The organism is Lactiplantibacillus dongliensis (assembly GCF_005405105.1).
In the GTDB taxonomy this organism is placed as follows: domain Bacteria; phylum Bacillota; class Bacilli; order Lactobacillales; family Lactobacillaceae; genus Lactiplantibacillus; species Lactiplantibacillus dongliensis.
On the sequence record NZ_BJDK01000005.1, the window covers coordinates 1 to 23,412 of the forward strand.

The 23,412-nt window shown below is 43.2% G+C and carries 37 protein-coding genes and 1 pseudogene; 32 read left to right on the forward strand and 6 right to left on the reverse strand.

Annotated elements, in window-relative coordinates:
- Positions 1–250 precede the first annotated feature (250 nt).
- On the reverse strand, positions 251–673 hold the full coding sequence (locus tag FFM80_RS14685) for a hypothetical protein (protein ID WP_263390477.1): 423 nt from the start codon (positions 671–673) through the stop codon (positions 251–253).
- Positions 674–934: pseudogene (locus FFM80_RS14690) on the reverse strand (prepilin peptidase); the annotation flags it as partial.
- 271 nt (positions 935–1,205) lie between these two features.
- Here FFM80_RS14690 and rpsL point away from each other — a divergent pair.
- The 32 genes from rpsL (at position 1,206) to rplQ (ending at position 19,095) form a co-directional block, all read left to right on the forward strand.
- Positions 1,206–1,619 (forward strand): 30S ribosomal protein S12, encoded by a 414-nt coding sequence (rpsL, locus tag FFM80_RS02225; RefSeq protein WP_137635539.1) that lies wholly within the window; start codon positions 1,206–1,208, stop codon positions 1,617–1,619.
- A gap of 13 nt (positions 1,620–1,632) precedes the next feature.
- Positions 1,633–2,103: a 30S ribosomal protein S7 gene (gene rpsG / locus FFM80_RS02230; RefSeq protein WP_137635538.1), complete on the forward strand. Its 471-nt coding sequence runs from the start codon at positions 1,633–1,635 to the stop codon at positions 2,101–2,103.
- Positions 2,104–2,245: 142 nt separating this feature from the next.
- On the forward strand, positions 2,246–4,345 hold the full coding sequence (gene fusA / locus FFM80_RS02235; RefSeq protein WP_137639329.1) for an elongation factor G: 2,100 nt from the start codon (positions 2,246–2,248) through the stop codon (positions 4,343–4,345).
- Between the two features lie 790 nt (positions 4,346–5,135).
- Positions 5,136–5,444, forward strand: coding sequence for a 30S ribosomal protein S10 (gene rpsJ / locus FFM80_RS02240; protein ID WP_137635536.1), 309 nt, complete (start codon positions 5,136–5,138; stop codon positions 5,442–5,444).
- A 33-nt stretch (positions 5,445–5,477) separates the two neighbouring features.
- The gene (rplC, locus tag FFM80_RS02245) at positions 5,478–6,107 is read left to right on the forward strand and encodes a 50S ribosomal protein L3 (RefSeq protein ID WP_137639330.1); all 630 of its coding nucleotides are present in this window, start codon (positions 5,478–5,480) and stop codon (positions 6,105–6,107) included.
- Between the two features lie 18 nt (positions 6,108–6,125).
- Positions 6,126–6,749, forward strand: a complete 624-nt coding sequence (gene rplD, locus FFM80_RS02250) for a 50S ribosomal protein L4 (protein ID WP_137635534.1) — start codon at positions 6,126–6,128, stop codon at positions 6,747–6,749.
- Entirely contained in the window at positions 6,749–7,045 is a 297-nt protein-coding gene (rplW, locus tag FFM80_RS02255; RefSeq protein ID WP_137639331.1) for a 50S ribosomal protein L23, read from the forward strand. The genes rplD and rplW overlap by 1 nt, the downstream gene beginning before the upstream one ends.
- A 24-nt stretch (positions 7,046–7,069) precedes the next feature.
- A complete protein-coding gene (gene rplB / locus FFM80_RS02260) occupies positions 7,070–7,909 on the forward strand; it encodes a 50S ribosomal protein L2 (RefSeq protein WP_137639332.1) in 840 nt (279 codons plus the stop codon).
- 39 nt (positions 7,910–7,948) lie between these two features.
- Positions 7,949–8,224 carry a 30S ribosomal protein S19 gene (rpsS, locus tag FFM80_RS02265; RefSeq protein WP_024624524.1) on the forward strand — a complete coding sequence of 92 codons (276 nt, stop codon included), beginning with the start codon at positions 7,949–7,951 and terminating at the stop codon, positions 8,222–8,224.
- Positions 8,225–8,242: 18 nt separating this feature from the next.
- The gene (gene rplV, locus FFM80_RS02270; RefSeq protein ID WP_137635531.1) at positions 8,243–8,590 is read left to right on the forward strand and encodes a 50S ribosomal protein L22; all 348 of its coding nucleotides are present in this window, start codon (positions 8,243–8,245) and stop codon (positions 8,588–8,590) included.
- A 12-nt stretch (positions 8,591–8,602) separates the two neighbouring features.
- Entirely contained in the window at positions 8,603–9,259 is a 657-nt protein-coding gene (gene rpsC, locus FFM80_RS02275; RefSeq protein WP_137635530.1) for a 30S ribosomal protein S3, read from the forward strand.
- 2 nt (positions 9,260–9,261) lie between these two features.
- Positions 9,262–9,696, forward strand: a complete 435-nt coding sequence (gene rplP, locus FFM80_RS02280) for a 50S ribosomal protein L16 (protein ID WP_137635529.1) — start codon at positions 9,262–9,264, stop codon at positions 9,694–9,696.
- Positions 9,686–9,880: a 50S ribosomal protein L29 gene (rpmC, locus tag FFM80_RS02285; RefSeq protein WP_003638068.1), complete on the forward strand. Its 195-nt coding sequence runs from the start codon at positions 9,686–9,688 to the stop codon at positions 9,878–9,880. Before rplP ends, rpmC begins: the two co-directional genes overlap by 11 nt.
- Positions 9,881–9,902: 22 nt before the next feature.
- Positions 9,903–10,172, forward strand: a complete 270-nt coding sequence (gene rpsQ / locus FFM80_RS02290; protein WP_137635528.1) for a 30S ribosomal protein S17 — start codon at positions 9,903–9,905, stop codon at positions 10,170–10,172.
- 42 nt (positions 10,173–10,214) lie between these two features.
- Positions 10,215–10,583, forward strand: a complete 369-nt coding sequence (rplN, locus tag FFM80_RS02295) for a 50S ribosomal protein L14 (RefSeq protein WP_137635527.1) — start codon at positions 10,215–10,217, stop codon at positions 10,581–10,583.
- Positions 10,584–10,616: 33 nt separating this feature from the next.
- Entirely contained in the window at positions 10,617–10,928 is a 312-nt protein-coding gene (gene rplX, locus FFM80_RS02300) for a 50S ribosomal protein L24 (protein ID WP_137635526.1), read from the forward strand.
- 31 nt (positions 10,929–10,959) lie between these two features.
- Entirely contained in the window at positions 10,960–11,502 is a 543-nt protein-coding gene (gene rplE / locus FFM80_RS02305; protein WP_137606041.1) for a 50S ribosomal protein L5, read from the forward strand.
- Between the two features lie 20 nt (positions 11,503–11,522).
- Positions 11,523–11,708, forward strand: coding sequence for a type Z 30S ribosomal protein S14 (locus FFM80_RS02310; RefSeq protein ID WP_137635525.1), 186 nt, complete (start codon positions 11,523–11,525; stop codon positions 11,706–11,708).
- 33 nt (positions 11,709–11,741) lie between these two features.
- Complete coding sequence (gene rpsH / locus FFM80_RS02315) at positions 11,742–12,137, forward strand: 30S ribosomal protein S8 (protein WP_137635524.1); 396 nt, start codon at positions 11,742–11,744, stop codon at positions 12,135–12,137.
- 29 nt (positions 12,138–12,166) lie between these two features.
- A complete protein-coding gene (gene rplF, locus FFM80_RS02320; RefSeq protein WP_137635523.1) occupies positions 12,167–12,703 on the forward strand; it encodes a 50S ribosomal protein L6 in 537 nt (178 codons plus the stop codon).
- Positions 12,704–12,737: 34 nt separating this feature from the next.
- Positions 12,738–13,103 carry a 50S ribosomal protein L18 gene (gene rplR / locus FFM80_RS02325; RefSeq protein WP_307722448.1) on the forward strand — a complete coding sequence of 122 codons (366 nt, stop codon included), beginning with the start codon at positions 12,738–12,740 and terminating at the stop codon, positions 13,101–13,103.
- Between the two features lie 20 nt (positions 13,104–13,123).
- A complete protein-coding gene (gene rpsE / locus FFM80_RS02330) occupies positions 13,124–13,624 on the forward strand; it encodes a 30S ribosomal protein S5 (RefSeq protein WP_137635521.1) in 501 nt (166 codons plus the stop codon).
- Between the two features lie 13 nt (positions 13,625–13,637).
- Positions 13,638–13,820 carry a 50S ribosomal protein L30 gene (gene rpmD / locus FFM80_RS02335; protein WP_137606036.1) on the forward strand — a complete coding sequence of 61 codons (183 nt, stop codon included), beginning with the start codon at positions 13,638–13,640 and terminating at the stop codon, positions 13,818–13,820.
- Between the two features lie 31 nt (positions 13,821–13,851).
- Positions 13,852–14,283 (forward strand): 50S ribosomal protein L15, encoded by a 432-nt coding sequence (gene rplO / locus FFM80_RS02340; RefSeq protein WP_137635520.1) that lies wholly within the window; start codon positions 13,852–13,854, stop codon positions 14,281–14,283.
- 1 nt (position 14,284) lies between these two features.
- Entirely contained in the window at positions 14,285–15,580 is a 1,296-nt protein-coding gene (secY, locus tag FFM80_RS02345) for a preprotein translocase subunit SecY (RefSeq protein ID WP_137639334.1), read from the forward strand.
- A 68-nt stretch (positions 15,581–15,648) separates the two neighbouring features.
- Positions 15,649–16,299 carry an adenylate kinase gene (locus FFM80_RS02350; RefSeq protein ID WP_307722449.1) on the forward strand — a complete coding sequence of 217 codons (651 nt, stop codon included), beginning with the start codon at positions 15,649–15,651 and terminating at the stop codon, positions 16,297–16,299.
- Between the two features lie 177 nt (positions 16,300–16,476).
- Positions 16,477–16,695: a translation initiation factor IF-1 gene (infA, locus tag FFM80_RS02355; RefSeq protein WP_003638082.1), complete on the forward strand. Its 219-nt coding sequence runs from the start codon at positions 16,477–16,479 to the stop codon at positions 16,693–16,695.
- Positions 16,696–16,730: 35 nt separating this feature from the next.
- Entirely contained in the window at positions 16,731–16,850 is a 120-nt protein-coding gene (gene rpmJ, locus FFM80_RS02360) for a 50S ribosomal protein L36 (protein ID WP_003638083.1), read from the forward strand.
- Between the two features lie 29 nt (positions 16,851–16,879).
- Complete coding sequence (rpsM, locus tag FFM80_RS02365) at positions 16,880–17,245, forward strand: 30S ribosomal protein S13 (protein WP_130845138.1); 366 nt, start codon at positions 16,880–16,882, stop codon at positions 17,243–17,245.
- A gap of 24 nt (positions 17,246–17,269) precedes the next feature.
- Positions 17,270–17,659 (forward strand): 30S ribosomal protein S11, encoded by a 390-nt coding sequence (rpsK, locus tag FFM80_RS02370; protein ID WP_003641266.1) that lies wholly within the window; start codon positions 17,270–17,272, stop codon positions 17,657–17,659.
- 86 nt (positions 17,660–17,745) lie between these two features.
- Entirely contained in the window at positions 17,746–18,690 is a 945-nt protein-coding gene (locus tag FFM80_RS02375; protein WP_137628537.1) for a DNA-directed RNA polymerase subunit alpha, read from the forward strand.
- Positions 18,691–18,711: 21 nt separating this feature from the next.
- Complete coding sequence (rplQ, locus tag FFM80_RS02380) at positions 18,712–19,095, forward strand: 50S ribosomal protein L17 (RefSeq protein WP_137635517.1); 384 nt, start codon at positions 18,712–18,714, stop codon at positions 19,093–19,095.
- A gap of 223 nt (positions 19,096–19,318) precedes the next feature.
- Here rplQ and FFM80_RS02385 read toward each other — a convergent pair whose 3' ends face one another.
- The 4 genes from FFM80_RS02385 to FFM80_RS02400 all read right to left on the reverse strand — a co-directional run bounded on the left by FFM80_RS02385 (position 19,319) and on the right by FFM80_RS02400 (position 23,386).
- Complete coding sequence (locus tag FFM80_RS02385) at positions 19,319–20,308, reverse strand: polyprenyl synthetase family protein (RefSeq protein WP_137639335.1); 990 nt, start codon at positions 20,306–20,308, stop codon at positions 19,319–19,321.
- A gap of 6 nt (positions 20,309–20,314) precedes the next feature.
- Positions 20,315–20,884, reverse strand: coding sequence for a Gx transporter family protein (locus tag FFM80_RS02390; RefSeq protein ID WP_137639336.1), 570 nt, complete (start codon positions 20,882–20,884; stop codon positions 20,315–20,317).
- Between the two features lie 6 nt (positions 20,885–20,890).
- Complete coding sequence (locus FFM80_RS02395) at positions 20,891–21,385, reverse strand: NusG domain II-containing protein (protein ID WP_137639337.1); 495 nt, start codon at positions 21,383–21,385, stop codon at positions 20,891–20,893.
- A 93-nt stretch (positions 21,386–21,478) separates the two neighbouring features.
- Positions 21,479–23,386, reverse strand: a complete 1,908-nt coding sequence (locus FFM80_RS02400; protein ID WP_137639338.1) for an NAD(P)/FAD-dependent oxidoreductase — start codon at positions 23,384–23,386, stop codon at positions 21,479–21,481.
- Between the last annotated feature and the right edge of the window lie 26 nt (positions 23,387–23,412).

Below are 23,412 nucleotides of genomic sequence, written 5' to 3' on the forward strand. Positions count from 1 at the left end.
ATAGTGAATCCAAAGTCATCCTAAACATTGAAAAGTTGGTACATCAACATTCTTCTTGACAAGACGTAGAAAAAACCTCACCATTTATTTGATGAGGTAATCATATCGTGTATTTAGTGACAATCATAGACGGTCAGTTATTGGGTGCTTACGATAATTCCAAACGAGTTTAACTTTACCTAATGAAAGATTGGGTGAAAAATCCAAACCAACCTTGATTACTGGCGATCTTTAACTGGCTTGCATGAGGTTATACCAATTGAGTGCATAGAATAAATCCCCAAGTTAAGAAGGGGACGAAGGGTAAATGCGTGCGTTGCCGATCCAGTAGTAAGATTAATAATGCACCAAACGCAGCCATGGTCAGACTCGTTAAGACGACGGCGGGAGTGGCTAATAAAGTCAGCATGATTAAGATATCCACATCGCCGAGACCAAACTTGTGGGTGAACTTGGCGAGGAGATACAAGCTCAGCAGTAAGCCAAGTAGCAGATAGAACGGTCCATTTAGTTGGGGTGGTTGTAGCCACAACCCAATGCTTGCTGGTAAGACTAAGGTCAGTGGATAGACACTAAAGGTTAAATAATCGGTGAGGCTGTTGAATAAGAGCACCCCGTAACCAAGTAGTAATGGGACTAAGCTCAAACTAACGGTTGGTAGGGTGACTGCCAACAAGGTACCGCAAAGTAGTTCAACTAGTGTGGAGCGTAAGCTGATGCGGTGCTGGCAATCCCAACAGCGACCGCGTTGAATCAAGACGCCTATTAATGGGAGGAGTTGCCAAACCCGCAAGTTTTGTTTACAATAGGGACATTGTGATCGCGCGGCTGACTTAAAGATCGGTTGTCGATAACTGACGCGCTCGGCCATACAAGTAATGAATGAGCCGAGACAAGCGCCGATACTAAAATAATAACTGATGAGTAGGAACAAAGTGAAACCACCTTTCTAAAGTTGCGCTAACTATTAGGTAACTACGCAAAGAAAACTTGATTTCATTTGTTGACACGCCTAAAGCATCATGCTATTCTAGTAAAGGTGCTTTTTGCAGACAGATTCCTGTATAGGAATACAGACATGCTGACTGGTCGGCTCTAGCGCACAATATCGCCGCCGTTCGGGTTTCTTTTTTATCAAAAAAAGAACCACCTGGATGTGTGGACTTAAAAACTCAGACATTTTTGGAAGGAGGACACTTTAGAACATGCCAACAATTAATCAATTGATTCGTAAAGGCCGTAAGTCTAAAGTATCAAAATCAAATGCCCCAGCGTTAAACTTCGGGTATAACAGTTACAAGAAGGTTGCAACTAAGAACCCAGCGCCACAAAAACGTGGGGTTGCGACTCGTGTCGGTACCATGACTCCTAAGAAGCCTAACTCAGCTTTGCGGAAATACGCACGTGTTCGTTTATCTAACTTAATCGAAGTTACAGCTTACATTCCTGGTATTGGCCATAACCTCCAAGAACATAGTGTTGTTTTAATTCGTGGTGGTCGTGTAAAGGATTTACCTGGTGTACGTTACCATGTTATCCGTGGTACTTTGGATACTGCCGGTGTCGAAGATCGTCGCCAAGGCCGTTCCAAGTACGGTACTAAGAAGCCAAAAGAATAGGGAGGTAAGTTAAATGCCAAGAAAAGGACAACCAGCAAAGCGCGAAGTTTTGCCAGATCCAATGTACGATTCTAAGTTAGTTACGCGTTTAATTAACCACCTAATGTTAGATGGTAAGCGCGGGACTGCATCAACTATCTTGTATGATGCGTTTGATCAAATTAAAGAACAAACTGGTAACGAACCTTTAGATGTCTTCGAAGAAGCAATGAAGAACGTTATGCCAGTACTTGAAGTTAAAGCTCGCCGTGTCGGTGGTTCTAACTATCAAGTTCCTATCGAAGTTCGTCCAGATCGTAAAACGACTTTGGGCCTTCGTTGGATCGTTCAATATGCACGTTTACGTGGCGAACATACCATGTCCGACCGGTTAGCTCGTGAAATCATGGATGCTGCTAACAATACTGGTGCCTCAGTTAAGAAGCGGGAAGATACTCACCGTATGGCTGAAGCCAACCGTGCCTTTGCGCATTATCGTTGGTAATATCTTCATGGTTTGGTTAAAGGGTTCCTTTGACTAAACGTAACAACAAGGTGGCTATTATATGTGAGCATATAGTAGTCATTTTTTTAAGAAAAGTTTTTGATTATTACTACTTAATTTTGAGAGGAGAAACACTTTACTAATGGCTAATACAAGAGAATTTTCACTCGATAAGACTCGTAACATTGGTATTATGGCCCATATCGATGCTGGTAAGACTACCACTACCGAACGTATCTTGTACTACACAGGTAAAATCCATAAAATTGGTGAAACCCATGATGGTGCTTCACAAATGGACTGGATGGCCCAAGAACAAGAACGTGGGATTACCATTACCTCAGCTGCGACGACTGCTGAATGGAAAAAACATCGTATCAACATTATCGATACCCCAGGACACGTTGACTTCACGGTTGAAGTTGAACGGTCACTCCGGGTTTTGGATGGTGCGATTGCCGTCTTAGATGCTCAAGCTGGTGTTGAACCCCAAACTGAAACGGTTTGGCGTCAAGCATCAACGTATAACGTTCCTCGTGTCGTTTTCGTTAACAAGATGGACAAAATTGGTGCGGACTTCAAGTACTCTGTAAGCACGATCCATGATCGTTTACAAGCTAACGCCCACGCTATCCAATTACCAATTGGTGCCGAAGACAATTTCGAAGGGGTCATTGACTTAATCGAAATGAAAGCTGACCTTTATGATGAAGATCAACTTGGTACGGAATGGGATACAGTTGACGTTCCTGATGAATACAAAGAAGAAGCTCAAGCTGCTCGTGATGATTTGATCGAAGCTTTAGCTGATATCGATGATGAAATCATGGAAAAATACCTTAGTGGTGAAGAGATTTCTAAAGACGAAATCAAAGCTGCTATTCGTAAAGGTACCTTGGCACTTGAATTCTTCCCAGTTTTAGCTGGTTCAGCCTTCAAGAACAAGGGTGTTCAAATGTTGATGGATTCAGTTGTTGATTACTTACCATCACCACTTGATGTTAAGCCTTACAAGGCTACTGATCCTGAAACTGATGAAGAAGTCGACTTAATTGCCGGCGACGACAAACCTTTCGCTGCCTTAGCATTTAAGGTTGCTACTGACCCATTCGTTGGTCGGTTGACTTTCATCCGGGTTTATCAAGGAACTTTGGAATCAGGTTCATACGTCTTGAACGCTACCAAAGACAAACGTGAACGTGTCGGTCGTTTACTTCAAATGCATTCTAACCAACGGAAAGAAATCCCAGAAGTATTCTCTGGTGATATCGCCGCTGCGATTGGTTTGAAGAACACCACTACTGGTGATTCATTGACTTCAATTGACCATCCATATCATTTGGAATCAATGGAATTCCCTGATCCCGTTATCCAGGTTGCCGTTGAACCTAAGACTAAGGCTGACCAAGATAAGATGAACGTTGCCTTACAAAAGCTTTCTGAAGAAGATCCTACTTTCAAGGCTGAAACTAACCAAGAAACTGGTGAAACTTTAATCGCTGGGATGGGTGAATTACATTTGGACATCATCGTTGACCGGATGCGTCGTGAATTCAACGTTGAAGCAACTGTTGGTGCACCTCAAGTTTCTTATCGTGAAACCTTCACGAAAGCAACTAAGGTCCAAGGTAAGTTCGTTCACCAATCTGGTGGTAAAGGTCAATATGGGGATGTTTGGGTTGAATTTACACCTAACGAAGAAGGTAAAGGCTTCGAATTCGAAGATGCCATCGTCGGTGGGGTTGTTCCTCGCGAATACATTCCTTCAGTTGAACAAGGTTTGAAAGAAGCTATGGCTAACGGTGTGTTAGCTGGTTATCCATTGGTTGACGTTAAGGCAAAACTCTATGATGGGTCTTACCATGATGTCGATTCTAGTGAAGCAGCCTTCAAGATTGCCGCTTCATTAGCTTTACGGAATGCCACTAAGAGTGCTGGTCCTGTTATTTTGGAACCAATCATGAAGGTTGATATTGTGGCCCCAGAAGATTACTTAGGTGATGTTATGGGTCATGTTACCGCTCGTCGTGGGACAATCGAAGGGATGGAAGAACGTGGGAACGCTCAAGAAGTCCATGCCTTTGTACCGTTAGCTGAAATGTTCGGTTATGCAACGACTTTACGTTCTGCAACGCAAGGCCGTGGGACCTTCACAATGAGCTTTGATCATTACGAAAAGGTACCTAAGTCAGTTCAAGCTGATATTATCAAGAAAAATGGCGGCACTCCTGTCGAAGATTAATCTTGATTAAAAAGAAGGTGTTGGGTCTTAGACTCAACATCTTTTTTTGTACGTTGGATAGCTCTAGCTTAAAGACGCCTGCGATCAGTCTCAGGCGTCTTTTTTGCGTAGCTTTTAATTCAATTGCTTCTATTATAGTAGGGTGCCTGGCATAAGTGGGTCTTGTTTGAAAAAATAGCTGCGTTGAATTGCGGCTGTCCCCATGTTTGTAAAACACTCTTGCAAAAAAAGTGAGGGCGATCGATTAGCCGGGGGTGGTCGTAAAAATGCCGTGCCAGTTAGTCACCACTTGGGTGATTTTAAAATTAAGATGTGGTTCTGCTTGCAACTCGTGTTAAACGAGCGTATTATTGCAAATAACGTCGTGCGTTATGACAGACAGGAATGATTGAGCCAATTGGCAATGAGTTGCCACAGTAGGTCAGTGATTTCTAAAACGTTACGCGTGAATCCATGCGTGCTAACCGCTAATCTAGAAATAAAAGTCTGAAAGGACTACTATTTCAATTGAATTTATGTTACATTTATTGGTGCTGGTTCAAAAAAGGTAACACGGTTTACAACGATGGTTCTAAAAAAGTGTGGAAACACTTGCTATTACAAAGCTTTTCAGTTATTATAGATTGTGCTTGGTATTTAGAAGGGGAGTATTGTACCCCCCGACATCAAGTAGTCGTAGTTAGCTTTGATGTGAAAGGTTGCGACACGCCCGGCCACATTGTCATGGGACGTGGCGGTAATTTTCACGGAGCTAGTCTTATTTTTAAAATAGACGAAGGAGGTCACAACAATGGCAAAGCAAAAAATTCGTATCCGTTTAAAGGCATACGAACACCGTATTCTTGATCAATCAGCTGATAAGATTGTCGAAACGGCAAAGAGAACTGGTGCTACTATTTCAGGTCCAATTCCCTTACCAACTGATCGGACGATTTACACGGTCCTACGTTCACCACATAAGTTTAAGGACTCACGTGAACAATTCGAAATGCGGACTCACAAGCGGTTAATCGATATCGTTAACCCAACGCCTAAGACAGTCGATTCATTAATGAAGTTAGACTTGCCTAGCGGTGTAGATATTGAAATCAAGCTTTAATACAAAATATATCAATTAATTGGAGGTGTACTCATGACCACTAAAGGAATCTTAGGGAAAAAGGTAGGAATGACGCAAGTCTTCACTGAAGCCGGGGAATTAATCCCAGTGACAGTTATCGAAGTTCAACCTAACGTTGTGTTGCAAGTTAAGACTGTTGAAAACGACGGTTACGAAGCAATTCAATTAGGTATCGGCGATAAGCGTGAAGTCTTGACTAACAAACCTGCTCAAGGTCATGCAGCAAAAGCAAAAACGACTCCTAAGCGCTTCATTCGTGAAATTCGTAATGTTGAGCTTGGAGAATACACAGTAGGTGACGAACTCAAGGCTGACATCTTTGCAGCCGGAGACGCCGTTGACGTTACGGGTATCACTAAAGGTCATGGTTACCAAGGTAATATTCATAAAGACGGACAAAGTCGTGGACCAATGGCCCATGGGTCTCGTTACCATCGTCGTCCAGGTTCATTAGGTGCTATTATCAACCGGGTCTTCAAAGGTAAGAAATTACCAGGTCGGATGGGTAATCACCAACGGACAATGCAAAACTTACAAGTTGTTCGGGCCGACGTTGAAAATAACGTATTGTTGATCAAAGGGAATGTTCCTGGCGTTAACAAGTCATACGTTACAATTAAGACATCTGTAAAGAGTAAATAAGGAAGGAGGACATAATACATGACTAGCGTAGCATTATTCAAACAAGACGGTACGCAAAATGGTGACGTCACCTTAAACGATGCCGTATTTGGTGTTGAACCAAACGAAAACGTCGTCTTTGACGCAATCTTGATGCAACGAGCATCATTACGCCAAGGGACACACGCAGTTAAGAACCGTAGTGCTCGTCGCGGTGGTGGTAAGAAGCCATGGCGTCAAAAGGGTACCGGTCGTGCGCGTCAAGGTTCAATCCGTTCACCACAATGGCGTAAAGGTGGGATTGTCTTCGGACCAACTCCACGTTCGTACAGCTACAAATTACCTAAGAAGGTTATGCGCTTAGCTTTGAAGTCCGTCCTTTCACAAAAAGTATTGGACAATAGCTTAGTCGCCGTTGAAACTTTAGCTTTCGACCAACCAAAGACTAAGGAATTTGCTAACGTATTAAATAACCTCAATGTGGATACTAAGACTTTAGTTTTAGTTGAAGCCGACAACGAAAAGGCTGCTTTGGCAGGTCGTAACTTACCAAATGTTAAGATCATCAAAGCTAATGGTGTGAACGTCTTAGATGTTGCTAACAGCGACAAATTAGTCGTTACCCAAAAAGCCCTCGATCAATTAGGGGAGGCGCTCGCATAATGGAAGCACGCGATGTAATTTTACGTCCTGTAATCACTGAAGCATCAATGGCTAACTTGGACGACAAGCGCTACACATTTGATGTGAACGTACAGGCGACAAAAACACAAGTTAAAAAAGCTATCGAAGAAATCTTCGATGTTAAAGTCGTTAAAGTCAACATTATGAACGTTAAAGGGAAACTTAAGCGTCAAGGTCGTTACGCTGGCTACACTAAGAAGCGTCGTAAGGCCATTGTTACCTTAACTCCTGATTCAAACGAAATTAAATTGTTTAACGACAAAGATCAAGACTAAATCTATTTATAGGAGGTAACTCTAGTGGGTATTAAGAAGTATAAACCAACCACTAACGGCCGTCGTAATATGACTGCTTCAGATTTTGCTGAAATCACTAAGACAAAACCTGAAAAGTCATTATTAGACTCACAAAGTCATACAGCCGGTCGTAACAGTTATGGTCACATCACTGTTCGTCATCGTGGTGGCGGTCATAAACAACAATACCGTTTAGTTGACTTCAAGCGGATTAAAGATGAAGTTCCAGCTACGGTTAAAGCGATTGAATATGATCCTAATCGGACTGCTAACATTGCTTTAGTAGTTTACGGTGATGGGGTAAAATCATATATCTTAGCACCAAAAGGTTTGGAAGTTGGGATGCAAATTCAATCTGGTGTCGATGCCGATATCAAGGTTGGGAATGCCTTACCATTAACTAACATTCCAGTTGGTACTGTGATTCACAATATCGAATTGAAGCCTGGTAAGGGTGGCCAATTAGCACGTTCTGCTGGTGCGTCTGCTCAATTACTTGGTAAGGAAGGCAAATATGCCATTGTGCGTTTGTCATCTGGTGAAGTTCGTTTAGTTCTCTTAACTGGCCGTGCTACTATTGGTACTGTTGGTAACGAACAACACGAATTGATCAATTCTGGTAAAGCCGGTCGTACGCGTTGGCAAGGTAAACGTCCAACGGTTCGTGGTTCTGTAATGAACCCTAACGATCACCCTCATGGTGGTGGTGAAGGTAAGGCTCCAATCGGTCATCCATCACCAATGTCGCCATGGGGTAAGAAAACCCTTGGGAAGAAGACTCGGAACAAGAAGGCTCGTTCAAACAAGCTTATCGTTCGTGGTCGTCGTCCAGGCAAACATTAATAGTCGAATTTACTGTAGTTTTCGAGAGGAGGTCACAAGATGGGTCGTAGTTTAAAGAAGGGACCTTTCGCAGATGCGCATTTATTAAAGAAAATCGATGCACAATCTGATTCTGACAAGAAATCTGTCATCAAGACGTGGTCACGTCGTTCAACAATTTTCCCTAGTTTCATTGGGTATACAATCGCTGTTTATGATGGTCGCAAGCATGTCCCAGTTTATATCCAAGACGATATGGTCGGTCATAAGTTAGGTGAATTTGTACCTACACGGACTTTCCATGGTCACGGTACAGACGATAAGACAACTAAGTAAAAGTTAGGAGGATAAAGAATGGCTGAACAAGTAACATCTGCACGCGCAACTGCAAAAACTGTTCGTATCGCCGCTCGTAAGGTCCGCCTAGTTGTCGATCTTATCAGAGGTAAAAGCGTTGCCGAAGCATTAGCAATCTTAAAGTTCACTCCACGGGGTGGATCACCAGTAGTCGAAAAAGTACTACTTTCAGCAGTTGCCAACGCTGAAAACAACTTTGACTTAGATCGTGAAGATTTGGTCGTCAGCGAAGCTTTTGTTAACGAAGGACCAACCTTAAAACGGTTCCGTCCACGGGCAAAGGGTTCTGCTTCACCAATCAACAAGCGGACTAGCCACATTACGATCACAGTTACTGAAAAATAGGAGGGATAACGCGTGGGTCAAAAAGTAAATCCAACCGGATTACGTGTAGGAATCATTCGCGACTGGGAAGCAAAATGGTATGCTGAAAAAGATTTTGCAACTTACTTAAACGAAGATTTACGTATCCGTAAGTATATTGAAAAACGACTTGCCGACGCTTCCGTCTCCACCGTTGAAATCGAACGCGCTGCAAATCGCGTGAACATTTCAATCCATACCGCTAAACCAGGGATGGTTATTGGTAAGGGTGGTTCTGAAGTTGAAGCACTTCGTAAAGAATTAAATGAATTAACTGGTAAGCGAGTACACATCAACATCATCGAAATCAAGAAACCTGATTTAGATGCTAAATTAGTTGGTGAAAGTATTGCACGTCAACTGGAAGGCCGTGTTGCTTTCCGTCGTGCGATGCGTGGTGCTATGCAACGTACTATGCGTTCAGGCGCTAAGGGTATTAAGACACAAGTTGCTGGCCGTTTAAACGGGGCCGACATGTCACGTGTTGAAACTTACTCAGACGGTACGGTTCCATTGCATACGTTACGGGCTGACATTGATTACGCTTGGGTAGAAGCTACTACCACGTATGGTCAACTTGGCGTTAAGACATGGATCTACCGTGGCGAAATCTTGCCAGAAAAGAAATCTGCAGATAAAGGAGGAAAATAAGCATGCTAGTACCTAAACGGGTAAAATTCCGTCGTGTTCACCGTGGTAAGATGCGCGGTGAAGCCAAAGGCGGTAAGTCAGTTGCTTTCGGTGAATATGGTTTACAAACACTGGAATCACACTGGATCAGTAACCGGCAGATTGAAGCTGCTCGTGTTGCTATGAACCGTTACATGAAGCGTGGCGGTAAAGTATGGATCAAAATTTTCCCTCACAAGTCCTACACTGAAAAAGGTGTCGGCGTGCGGATGGGTAATGGGAAAGGTACTCCTGCAGGTTGGGTTGCCCCAGTAAAACGTAACAAGGTTATGTTTGAAGTCGGTGGCGTTTCTGAAGAAGTTGCTCGCGAAGCTTTACGCTTAGCTGGCACGAAGTTACCTGTAAGAACGAAGATTATTAAGCGCGAGGAAGTAGGTGGCGAATCAGATGAAGGCTAAGGAAATTAAAGCATTGTCCACTACTGAAATGCTCGAAAAAGAAAAGTCTTACAAAGACGAACTTTTCAACTTGCGTTTTCAATTGGCCACTGGTCAGCTCGAAAACACCGCTCGTTTAAAGCAAGTTCGTAAGAATATCGCACGTATCAAAACTGCGTTGCGTGAACAAGAGTTAAACAAGTAGAGTATAAAGGAGGCAATCTCGAATGAGTGAAGATACTCGTAACAGCCGCAAGGTTATCCAAGGACGCGTTGTTTCAGATAAGATGGATAAGACCATCGTCGTTGTTCGTGAAACATACAAGAATCATCCTGTTTACGGCAAACGTGTTCGTTATTCAAAGAAATACAAGGCTCATGATGAAAATAATGAAGCCCATATTGGCGATATCGTCCGGATCATGGAAACTCGTCCTTTATCAGCTACAAAGCGTTTCCGCTTACTTGACGTCGTTCAAAAAGCTGTTATTATCTAGTTTATTAGCTGATTAATATTAAATGAAGGGAGGACACTTACTGTGATCCAACAAGAAAGTCGTTTAAAAGTTGCTGACAACTCCGGTGCCCGTGAAATCCTAACTATTAAAGTTTTAGGTGGATCTGGTCGTAAAACTGCGAACATTGGTGATATCATTGTTGCTACTGTCAAACAAGCAACACCCGGTGGTGTTGTCAAAGCTCATGATGTTGTTAAGGCCGTAATCGTTCGGACTAAATCTGGTATGCACCGCGCTGACGGTTCATATATCAAATTCGATGAAAATGCTGCGGTTATTATCCGTGATGACAAGACCCCTCAAGGTACTCGTATCTTTGGACCGGTCGCTCGTGAATTACGTGATAAAGACTTCATGCGTATCGTTTCATTAGCTCCAGAAGTTCTGTAGTCACACACCGTAAATAAGGAGGTGCGCAACCTAATGTTGATTAAAACTGGTGATAAAGTTCGTGTAATCAGCGGTAAGGATCGTGGTCAAGAAGGTACCATTAAAAAGGTTATCTCTGCCAAGAACCGTGTCGTTGTTGAAGGTGTTAACAAGATCAAGAAACACCAAAAACCTACGAACGTTAACCCTCAAGGCGGTATCGTTGATGTCGAAGCACCAATCGATGCTTCCAACGTTATGTTCCTTGACCCATCAACCAACGAACCTACTCGTTTAGGTGTCCGTCGTGAAGATGGCAAGCGTGTCCGCTTCGCAAAGAAGTCCGGCAACGCTTTAGAAAACTAATATTACTGACTGAAAGGAGGAAGCAAGTTTCATGGAAAACCGTTTAAAAGCTCAATATGAAAAAGAAATCGTCCCAGCATTAGTGGATAAGTTTAATTACACTTCAGTAATGCAAGTACCTAAGATGGCTAAGATTGTTTTAAACATGGGTGTTGGTGATGCAGTCACTAACGCTAAGAACTTAGACGAAGCAGTTGAAGAATTGACTTTGATCTCCGGCCAAAAACCTTTGGTTACGCGAGCAAAGAAATCTATCGCTGGTTTCCGTCTTCGTGAAGGTATGGCAATCGGTGCCAAAGTCGACTTACGTGGTGAACGTATGTATGACTTCTTAGACAAGTTGATCAACGTTTCATTACCACGTGTTCGTGATTTCCATGGTGTAAGTACTCGTTCATTTGATGGTCGCGGTAACTACACATTGGGTGTCCGTGAACAATTGATCTTCCCAGAAATCAACTATGATAATGTTAACCGTGTCCGCGGTTTGGACATTGTAATTGTTACGACAGCTGATAGTGATGAAGAATCACGTGAGTTGTTGACTCAATTTGGCATGCCATTTGCTAAATAACCGAAGGGGGTTAATCGAAGTTGGCTAAAAAATCACTTATTGTTAAACAACAACGTGGTGCGAAGTTTGCTGTTCAAAACTATACTCGTTGCGAACGTTGTGGTCGTCCACATTCAGTTTACCGTAAATTCCACTTGTGCCGTATCTGTTTACGCGAACTGGCCCACAAAGGTCAAATCCCTGGCATGAAAAAGGCCAGCTGGTAAAAACGAACCCAAGTTAAAGGAGGTTAAACTTTCATGATGACTGATCCAATCGCAGATTTCTTGACTCGTATCCGTAACGCTAACATGGTACGCCACGATTCATTAGAAGTTCCTGCATCAAAAATCAAACGCAACATTGCCGAAATTTTAAAGAATGAAGGTTTTGTTCGCGACGTTGAATATATCGATGATGACAAACAGGGCATCATCCGTGTCTTCTTGAAGTATGGTAAAGACAACGAACGTGTAATTAGTGGTTTGAAACGTATTTCAAAGCCTGGTTTACGTTCATATGTCAAAGCTGATGCTGTTCCTAAGGTTTTAAACGGCTTAGGTATTGCTATTCTTTCAACTTCAGAAGGCGTAGTTACTGATAAAGAAGCTCGCGCTAAGAAGCTTGGCGGCGAAGTTTTAGCTTACGTTTGGTAATAAATAATTAAGACAGGAGGTGCAAGTAAGTGAGTCGTATTGGTTATAAAACAATTAATCTACCTGCTGGGGTAGAAGTGTCACAAGCCGGCGAAGTCGTTACGGTTAAAGGTCCTAAAGGTACTTTGACGCGGAACATCGCTAGTGACATCACGATGTCAGTTGAAGGCAGCGAAGTTAACTTCACTCGTCCAACTGATGACTTTAAGATGAAGGCATTACACGGGACTACTCGTGCCAATGTCAACAACATGGTTGAAGGAGTTACTAAAGGCTTTACTAAGAACCTTCAATTGGTCGGTGTTGGTTACCGTGCCCAATTGCAAGGCAAAAAGTTAGTATTAAGCGTTGGTTACTCACATCCTGTTGAATTCGAAACGCCTAAGAACTTAACTATCGAAGTTCCTGACAACACACATATCAATATCTCTGGTATTGGTAAGCAAGCTGTCGGTGACTTTGCTGCTGAAGTTCGGGCCGTTCGTTCACCTGAACCTTACAAAGGTAAAGGGATTCGTTACGTCGATGAATATGTTCGTCGTAAGGAAGGTAAGACTGGTAAATAATGCAGCTTAGTGCTGTCCATACTATATATTAGAGGTGACTATTGTGATTTCAAAACCAGATAAGAACAAGACACGTCAACGTCGTCACGCTCGTGTCCGCGGTAAGATTTCTGGTACTGCTGAGCGCCCACGCTTAAATGTTTATCGTTCAAACAAAAACATCTACGCTCAAGTTATTGATGATGTAGAGGGTGTAACGCTAGCAAGTGCCTCAACATTAGATAGCGAAGTAACTGGCAACACCAAGAGTGAAAAAGCTGCTTCAGTTGGCGAAATTGTTGCAAAGCGAGCTGCCGAAAAGAAAATTGCTGATGTAGTTTTCGATCGTGGCGGTTACTTATATCACGGCCGTATTCAAGCTTTAGCTGAAGCCGCCCGTGAAAACGGACTTAAATTCTAACAAAGGAGGAATAATACCACATGACTTTCATTGATCCATCAAAATTAGATCTTGACGATAATGTTGTTGCCATTAACCGGATTACTAAAGTTGTTAAAGGTGGTCGTCGTCTTCGTTTTGCCGCATTGGTAATCGTTGGTGACCACAAAGGACACGTTGGTTTCGGTACTGGTAAGGCTCAAGAAGTTCCAGAAGCAATTCGGAAAGCATCCGAAGCTGCTAAAAAGAACTTGATCACTGTACCTATGGTCGGTACAACCATTCCTCATGAAGCTCTCGGAGTTTTCGGTGGCGGACGCATCTTGTTGAAGCCAGCCGTTGAAGGTTCTGGAGTTGCTGCTGGTGGCGCCGTTCGTGCCGTCATGGAATTGGCTGGTATTGATGATGTTACTAGTAAGCGTCTTGGCTCCAATACGCCAGTTAACGTTGTTCGTGCAACGTTTGAAGGCTTGAAGAGTTTGAAGAAGGCTGAACAGATCGCTGCTTTACGTGGCGTTTCAGTTGAACATTTAGCTGAATAGGAGGACAAACAACATGGCTCAATTAAAGATCACTTTAGTGCGCAGTGCGGCTCATCGTCTTCCTAAGCAACGTAAAATCGTTAAGGAATTAGGTTTAGGTCGAGTAAACAGCTCAGTTGTTAAACCTGATGACGCAGCTACTCGCGGTCAAATCTTCCTCATCGCTCATTTGATTGATGTTGAAGTAATTAAGTAATTAAAATATTAAAAGAGGAGGTGCCTACTAGATGAAGTTACATGAATTAACACCAAGTGAAGGTTCACGTTTTTCACGTCGTCGTATTGGTCGTGGTGACTCAAGTGGCCAAGGTAAAACTTCTGGTCGTGGTCAAAAAGGCCAAAAGGCGCGTGGTAAGGTTCGTGTCGGGTTCGAAGGTGGCCAAATGCCATTGTACCGTCGGATTCCTAAACGTGGATTTACTAATATCAACCGTAAAGAATTTGCGGTTGTCAACCTTGATGGTTTGAACCGTTTTGATGATGGTGCAGAAGTTACACCTGAATCATTAAAGGCTGCCGGCTTGGTTAAGAAGAGTGCTGCTGTCAAGATTCTTGGCAACGGTAGTCTGGATAAAAAGTTAACAGTCAAGGCAAGCAAGTTCTCCGAATCTGCTGTTAAGGCAATCGAAGCTGCTGGCGGTAAAACTGAGGTGATCTAACTTGCTGACTACCATGAAGGACGCTCTGAAAGTTAAGGATATTCGGAATAAAATTCTGTTCACGTTGGGCGTTTTGATTGTATTTCGTCTTGGCTCTTATATCACAGTACCAGGAGTAAATGCAAAGGCGCTTCAATCCGTTGCATCAACTGGACTTATAAGTATGCTGAATACATTCAGTGGTGGCGGTTTAACAAATTATTCCATCCTTGCTATGGGGGTATCCCCTTACATTACTGCACAAATCATTGTCCAATTGCTTCAGATGGACATTGTTCCGAAATTTGTTGAATGGGGCAAACAAGGTGAAGTTGGCCGACGGAAGCTTAATCAAGCGACCCGTTGGATGACAATCGTCTTGGCTTTCGTTCAATCGATTGGGATTACGGCTGGTTTTAACTCTTTGAGTCAACTTAAGTTGGTTCAAAATCCGGGTGTGTCGACTTACCTTACGATTGGGATTATCCTGACCGGTGGGGCTATGTTCACCACTTGGTTAGGGGATATGATCACCGATCGCGGTATGGGTAATGGGGTTTCAATCATTATCTTTGCTGGGATTTTAGCTCGGACACCCACATCGATTTATCAAATTTACCAAGAACAATTTGTTAATGTCGCTAAGAGTCAATGGTGGCAGAGTATTTTGTTCGTCCTTGGTTTATTAGTCTTGGTCATTGCCATCGTTATGTTTGTAACGTGGGTTGAACAAGCTAATGATCGAGTACCAATTCAATATACTCGGCGTGCAGCTGGTGCACCTGACAGTAGTTACCTACCACTTAAGGTGAATGTTGCCGGGGTTATTCCCGTTATCTTCGCGAGTTCGTTCATCGCAACACCACAAACAATTTTACTAGGTTTCCAATCCAGTCATGGTGGCGATACTTGGTATACCGTTTTGACGAGTATCTTTAATATGCAGTCGACACCCGGTGCGATTTTATATACCGTACTGATTGTGCTTTTTACTTTCTTCTATGCGTTTGTTCAGGTCAATCCTGAAAAACTATCGAAGAACTTACAAAAGCAAGGCAGCTATATCCCAGGTGTTTGGCCTGGTAAAGATACCCAAGATTGGGTTTCAAAATTGTTAATGCGATTAAGTACAGTCGGTGCCCTTTACCTTGGATTAATTTCCTTGATTCCATTATTAGCGTCAGATATCTGGGGCTTAGATGAATCAATTGGTTTAGGCGGAACGAGTTTACTGATCGTTGTTGGGGTTGCCCTTGAAACAATTCGTCAAATTAAAGGGTTAATGATGAAACGCGACTATGTCGGTTTTATTCGTTAATCATCAGCGAGTGTGTTGGGGAGACTCAACACATTTGTGCATTTTAGGAGGAAAAAACTATGGGAACAATGAACCTAATTTTGATGGGACTACCAGGTGCCGGTAAGGGTACTCAAGCACAGAAAATCCTTGAAGATTTTGATATTCCTCATATTTCTACGGGTGATATCTTTCGGGCAGCAATTAAGAATGAAACCAAAATGGGGCTGGAAGCTAAAAAGTATATCGACCAAGGTAACTTGGTTCCAGACGAAGTCACTAATGGCATCGTCAAAGAACGGTTAGCTGAAGCTGATACTGCCAAAGGTTTCTTGCTTGATGGTTATCCACGTAATATTGATCAAGCCCATGCGCTTCAACAAATCGGCCAAGATTTGAACAAGCCATTGGACGGGGTCATTAACATCCATGTTGAACCTAGTGTGTTAGTCGAACGACTTTCCGGTCGGTTCATCTGCCGGACTTGTGGTGCAACTTATCATAAGTTATACAACAAGCCTAAGGTAGAAGGCACTTGTGATGTTTGTGGCGGCCATGATTTCTATCAACGTGATGATGACAAGCCGGCAACGGTCAAGAATCGGTTGGATGTCAACGTTAAGTTGAATACTCCGTTGATTGATTTTTATGAAAAAGCCAACTTGCTTCACAATGTCGATGGTGATCGCGACATTGATGATGTTTATCAAGATATCAAATCGATTCTTGATAACCTTTAATCAAAAAGAGTCTAAAAGCGGCGTCATTTGCTTTTCAGAGGGCGTTGTGATAAACTTATTCAGGTTTAGCCGTTGAATGATTTAATGTTTTTTTAACATAAAAATGATTAGCGACTGGTTCGAAAAGCGGACCAAAATCGTGGTAGCACGAAACCATATAATAAGGAGGGACACTATTTGGCAAAGGAAGACGTCATCGAAATTCAAGGAACCATCAAAGAAACATTGCCGAACGCGATGTTCAAGGTTGAACTTGAAAACGGCGCTGAGATCTTAGCTCACGTTTCTGGTAAGATTCGGATGCATTACATTCGGATTCTGCCTGGTGATAAGGTTACAGTTGAAATGTCACCTTATGATTTAACAAAGGGTCGCATTACCTATCGTTTCAAATAGGGCGACGCTTCGTACCTTATAGGAGGTAAATATTCATGAAAGTAAGACCATCTGTAAAGCCTATGTGCGAACACTGCAAAGTTATTCGTCGTAAAGGCCGCGTGATGATTATCTGCTCTGCTAATCCAAAGCATAAGCAACGCCAAGGTAAATAATTTAACTTAAAGTCGGAGGTGAAATTTTAATGGCTCGTATTGAAGGAATTGACTTACCACGTGACAAGCGTATTGTCATCGGTTTGACTTACATTTTCGGTATCGGTAATACTTCTGCAAAGAAGATTCTTGCTGAAGCCGGTGTTTCAGAAGACGTTCGTGTACGCGACTTAACTCCTGAACAAGAAGATAAGATCCGTGCCGTCGTTGACGGTTACAAAACTGAAGGTGACTTACGTCGTGAAGTTAGCTTGAACATCAAGTTACTTCAAGAAATCGGCTCATATCGTGGTATGCGTCATCGTCGTGGTTTACCCGTTCGTGGTCAACACACGAAGAACAATGCCCGTACTCGTAAGGGTAAAAAAGTCAGCATCGCTGGACGTAAAAAATAATAATAAGGGAGGTTTTCGAATTTTATGGCAACTAGAAAGACAACCCGTCGTCGTCGGGTAAAAAAGAACATTGAATCCGGTGTGGCTCACATCCATTCAACGTTCAACAACACACTTGTTATGATCACTGATATGCAAGGTAACGCGATTGCCTGGTCATCAGCTGGTTCATTAGGTTTCAAGGGTAGTCGTAAATCAACACCTTTTGCTGCTCAAATGGCCGCAGAAGCTGCTGCTAAAGCATCAATGGAACATGGCATGAAGACTGTTGAAGTCGCTGTTAAAGGTCCTGGTTCCGGTCGTGAAGCTGCAATCCGTGCTTTACAAGCCACTGGTTTGGAAGTTAGTGCAATTCGCGATGTTACGCCAGTTCCTCATAATGGGTCTCGTCCTCCAAAGCGCCGTCGTGTTTAATCTGTGACGTTCATTTTGAGGGCAAACTTCATTTTGTACGCACAACTACTAAACACCACGCGTTTTGAAAGGGGTAAAAGATAAGAATGATTGAATTTGAAAAACCTAACATTCATAAAATTGATGAAAACGACAACTATGGTAAGTTTGTTGTAGAACCGCTTGAACGCGGTTATGGTACAACTTTAGGGAATTCACTTCGTCGGATTCTTCTTTCTTCTTTACCTGGCGCTGCTGTTACTAGTATTCAAATTGATGGTGTGCTTCATGAATTTTCAACGATCGAAGGCGTGACAGAAGATGTTACGGCGATCATTTTGAATGTGAAGAAGATCGCACTTAAGTTAGAATCAGACGAATCTAAGACATTGGAAATCGATGTCAAAGGTCCAGCTAACGTTACTGCCGGTGATATTATCGGTGATGCGGATGTTGAAGTCTTGAATCCTGATTTGGCAATTTGTACAGTAGCAGATGGTGCACACTTCCATATGCGTATGACTGCTAATACTGGTCGTGGTTATGTATCCGCTGAGGATAACAAACATCGTGAAGATGATATGCCAATTGGCGTTTTGCCTGTTGATTCATTGTATTCTCCAATTGAACGTGTTAACTACCAAGTAGAAAACACGCGGGTTGGTCAACGTGATGATTTTGATAAGTTAACCTTAGACGTTTGGACAAATGGTTCAATCACTCCGAGTGAAGCCATTAGTCTGTCAGCCAAAATCCTGACTGATCACCTTTCCATCTTCGTAAACCTCACTGATGAAGCTAAGAACACTGACGTGATGGTTGAGAAGGAAGAAACGCATAAGGAAAAGATGTTAGAAATGACGATTGAAGAGTTAGATCTCTCCGTTCGTTCATATAATTGTTTGAAGCGTGCTGGTATCAACACGGTTCAAGAATTAACTAACAAGACTGAAGCTGATATGATGAAGGTTCGTAACCTTGGACGCAAGTCCCTCGAAGAAGTTAAAGCAAAATTAGCTGACCTCGGGTTATCATTACGCAAAGAAGACTAATACAAGGGAGGATATCCGTTCATGAGTTACCGTAAATTACAACGTACAAGTTCACAACGTCGTGCCTTACTTCGTGATTTGACAAGTTCATTGATCGTTAACGGCCGCATCGAAACCACCGAAGCTCGCGCTAAGGAAGTTCGCTCAACGACCGATAAGATGATTTCTTTGGCTAAGAAGGGCGATTTACACGCCCGTCGTCAAGCTGCTGCATTTATGCGGGACATCGTTGCTGATGTTAAGGAAGATGGCGACAACGTAACTGTACAAACTGCTTTGCAAAAGCTATTTAGTGACTTAGGTCCTCAATATGCTGACCGCAATGGTGGTTATACACGAATTTACAAGACTATGCCTCGTCGTGGCGACGGTGCACAAATGGTTGTCTTGGAACTCGTTGACTAATTAAATTGTTTTACGGATCACTGGGATTGTGGTTGACGGACGCTATGATGGTGGTTACTGCAAAAGGTGACTAAGTCTAGTTCGGAAGTTATTTATGTTGAACATAGATGGCACATCACAGTCTTAAGTGATTTTTTTATGACTTGGTTAAGTTGGTCAACTAACACAAAAAGCCTATCAGTGAACAGCGGATGCTGCTCATTGATAGGCTTTTTTGTTGGGCTTAATTATGGCGTTCTAAGAGTTGTTGGGTAAGTTGCAGTAAGGTTGCCCGTGCTGGTACATTGGGTAGATGCTTAAGTGTACGTAACGCTGTGTTAGTATACTTCTTAGCCAGTTGTTTGGCTTTAATGACCCCGCCAGCCGCAATGACCAGGCTTTGAACTTGTTGCCGCTCAGCTAAGGTTATTTGGCCCTGTTTACGTAAGAGCGGCAGCAGTTGTTGCCGGTAGTCTGTCTGTAAGGCATAGATCAGGGGCGACGTGTAGACGCCTTCTGCGAGGTCTTCTAAGACGGGTTTACCAATCTCTTGACTAGTTTCTTGATAATCCAAGATATCATCCAAGATTTGAAAAGCCATTCCAATCGCCATCCCAGCTTTGTTAGCCCGGTTAGCGAACAATTCGCTTTGACCCGATTCATAAGCGCCTAGGAAACAACTTAACGCGAAGAGTTCGGCCGTCTTACCTTGAATCTGTTCTTGATAGTCCGCTAAAGTAATTTCAGTGTGAAAATGGCGATCTTTTTGATGAATTTCACCAATTAGAATCTTTTCCATATTAGCTGAATTTAATTGAATACTACGAAAGCTACTAGAGTAGTGGGACAAGATCTTAAAGACGACCACAAATAAGTAGTCCCCCGCATAGACCGCCACATCTTTACCGAATTGCTGCTGGATACTGACCTGATGACGACGCAGTTTAGAGTCGTCAATGATGTCATCATGGATCAGAGTTGCTGTATGCAGCGTCTCTAAGGAAGCGGCGAGGGCAATCATCCGGTGCCGCTCAGTCGGCTTGAATTGCGAGAATAACAAGCAATAAGCAGGTCTTAACAGTTTACCGCCACTGTGAATCATATCCAAAATGGCCGCGGTGATGGCCGGGTCAGAAATATTGATATTGTCATCCATCAGTTGCATGACCTGCTGCAACTCGGGCTGCAGGGCGGGATAATCACGCCATAGCGGATGTAATTGCGTTGCTTGCATGAAAATTTACTCCTTTTTTTTACTGGGGACTTGTTCGTGATTAAAACGTAGATAACTTAGAATCGTCACGTGGGTAAATAGGTAGTTAGCGGCAATCCCCAGGGCAATCCCGGCCGCTAGCCCAATGATCGAGAGGATCGGTAAGTAGAGCATGACCGTCCATGTCTGAGCAATGAAGCTAGCGACTAATAATTGACCGACGTTATGCATCACACCCCCGGTCGCTGAAATCCCGATAATGCTGACACGTTTGGGTCCCAGTTGTTTAACCAATAACATTGAAAATAAGCTTAAGAATGCCCCGCCAAAGCTATAGATAAAGGTGGATAACGTGCCGCCAACGAGCGCAGTCAGAATCAAGCGCAGCCAAGTCAAAGTAATGACATCGCGAAATGACAGGGTAAAAATGGCGACAATCGTAATCAGATTTGCCAGACCGAGCTTGGCCCCGGGCGCAAAGGCAAACGGGAAGGGGATCATCCGCTCTAAGATCCCGATGATGACCCCCTGAGCAACTAGCAGGGCAATATAAATATTACGATGAGTCCGATTTGAGTGTTCAAACGAATTATTCAATAGACATCACTCCGTAACCAGTCCATTTCCGCCCGAGGTCGTATGTCCCGTGCTAGACTTGACTTCAATTAAAAGTTTATGTGGCAAACAAACGATGGTCTGTCCGGGCTTATGAATCCAACCGCGTCGAATACAAACCTGATCCGAACAATTAGCTTTGGTAATCGCCACGCGTTTTGGTTCAAACGTCACGCGATTATAGTGCCCAGCTTTGTCACGGTACGTATAATGAACCGTTTGTTTCAAATTAGTAATATTGACGCGTTTGAGAACGGTGCCGTTATGTGAGACGACCGCAGTTAGGGTCCGACGGCTGGTTCGTTTGGCAGATTGCTTAGCAACTTGTGTGTCGTGAACGGCTTGCTGACGTTGCTGATAAGAGAAGATGGCCAATGGCGTAAACGATAAAAGAATTAAAATGACAATAATGACAATATCAAACGGGCGAATCATCGCACGATAGCGTTTGAAGACTTGCCATGACGCTCGTAATCGTTTCATCGTTGCACCTCCAAGTTATTTTGAATAAAAAATGGTCCAAGGTAAAAGCTACCCTTGAACCATCGGGAAACTATTTAATTAATTATAACGCATCTAGCGGGTTTTGACAGCATCGTAATGGGAGCTGACATTGCCATACCACCAGTGACCGAGGTGCTTTTGCATCCACGGAACAACCCAGTAGTCCAAACCAAATGTCCGGCCGGAACCATTCATTAAGGCAAGGGCGGCAAAGACCATCCACAAGTTGACCCAGTAGAACATCCCTGACAAGCAGAAGACGGCAACTAAACCAATGGTAATGGCGTTAGCCAACCATGAGAAGAGGCCAAAGAAGATACATAAGGCAATGATAATTTCAACACAAGTCATGAACTTTTGCATGAAGAGTGCGGTTTGCAAGTTCGGTACAAAGAACTTCGTGACTGATTCGAACCAATGTGGTGATTTTTCAAAGACCATCAATGGGTCCTTACCATACATGTAAGATAAACTGAAGACACCTTTAGTGGCTTTAGTCGCAGCACCGGCAGCTTCACTGGCACCACTAGTTGCTTTAGTTGCAGCTTGGCTCGCACCACTCGTGGCAGCAACTTGAATCCAACTAAATGGTAATCTTAACTTATCGGTGAACCAGGATTCGGAACCTTGAACCTTTGTCCAACAATCCCATAACCACATGGCGCCGTAGAAGAAGCGTAGTGGCACACTCCACAAAACGTTCCCCATCCGAGAAGTCCAACCGCGGAACACATTCCGCCGGTTGCGTGTCCGGAAGAATTCGTGCATGAAGTACTGGAATAAATAGTAACCAGAGAAAATCTGAACGTAATACAACCAGTTAATGGCGTGCTTTAATAAGACCGCGATAAAACCAGAAACGTTCCAGTTATCTAAGACTTGCGCAACCGCATACTTGGAACCAATTGAATCAACGGAAGCTTGATAAGCACCCTTGAACGGTTTGATTTCAGTATCAGTATTATCAATATTCTTGATAATCCCTTGAACCGCCGTAGCTGCTGTTTCTTCGGCACCTTGGACGATTTGTGGGACTGGCCGTGGTTGACCTGGTTCTTGGTAGCTCATTGAATCCCCAGCTAAGAAGACGTTTTTAGCATCTTTAGCTTGCATGAATTCATTAGCAACCAAGCGGCCGCCACGGGGGTTAGTTTCCATATTGAAGTTTTTAACGACACTGTTGGCACGAACCCCAGCAGTCCAAATCAACGTGTAAGTTGGAATTGGATCTTTACCCTTTAAGGTAACGTGGTCTTCAAAGACTTCCGTAATCATGGAGTTGGTTAAGATATCAACGCCATGTTTCTTCATATACTTTTCAGCTTTACCAGCTTGTGTCCGATTTAACATATTGATAATGGTTGGCGCTGCTTCGACCAATTGTAAGGTGATCTCGCTTGGGTCCAACTTGTTATCGCGTGCTAAAACGTCACGATATTCGATTAATTCACCGATTAATTCAGACCCGGTAAACCCAGACCCACAAACAGTGAAGGTTAACATCGCTTTACGTTTGGCTGGATCAAGTTCAGCCGCCCCGCGACGAATAATGGCAGCTAAGTGTGCCCGTAAACTCATTGCTTGTTCGAAGGACCAAAGTTCAAACCCGTGTTCCTTAACCCCTGGTGTACCGAAATCATTGGATTCACCACCAAGACTGATTAATAATTGGTCATATTGGTAGCTACCATTTTCGGTAACAACTGTTTGTTTGTCTTTGTCGATGCTCTTAACGGTATCGGTTACTAAACGAACATTCTTGCGTCGTGAAAATAGTCGTTGCAGATCATATTGAATATGCTCTGGTTCAACCCGTTCCGTCGCCACTTCATGTAGTTCGGTCATGTACGTGAAGTACGAGTGCCGGTCAATTAACGTGATTTCAACGTCAGGATTCTTTTTAAAGTGCTTGGCTAATTTCTTAGTCGCGTAAACCCCAGCAAAACCCGCGCCGACAACGACAACGTTTTTCTTTGCCATTGCGTAACAACTCCCTTGAATAAATA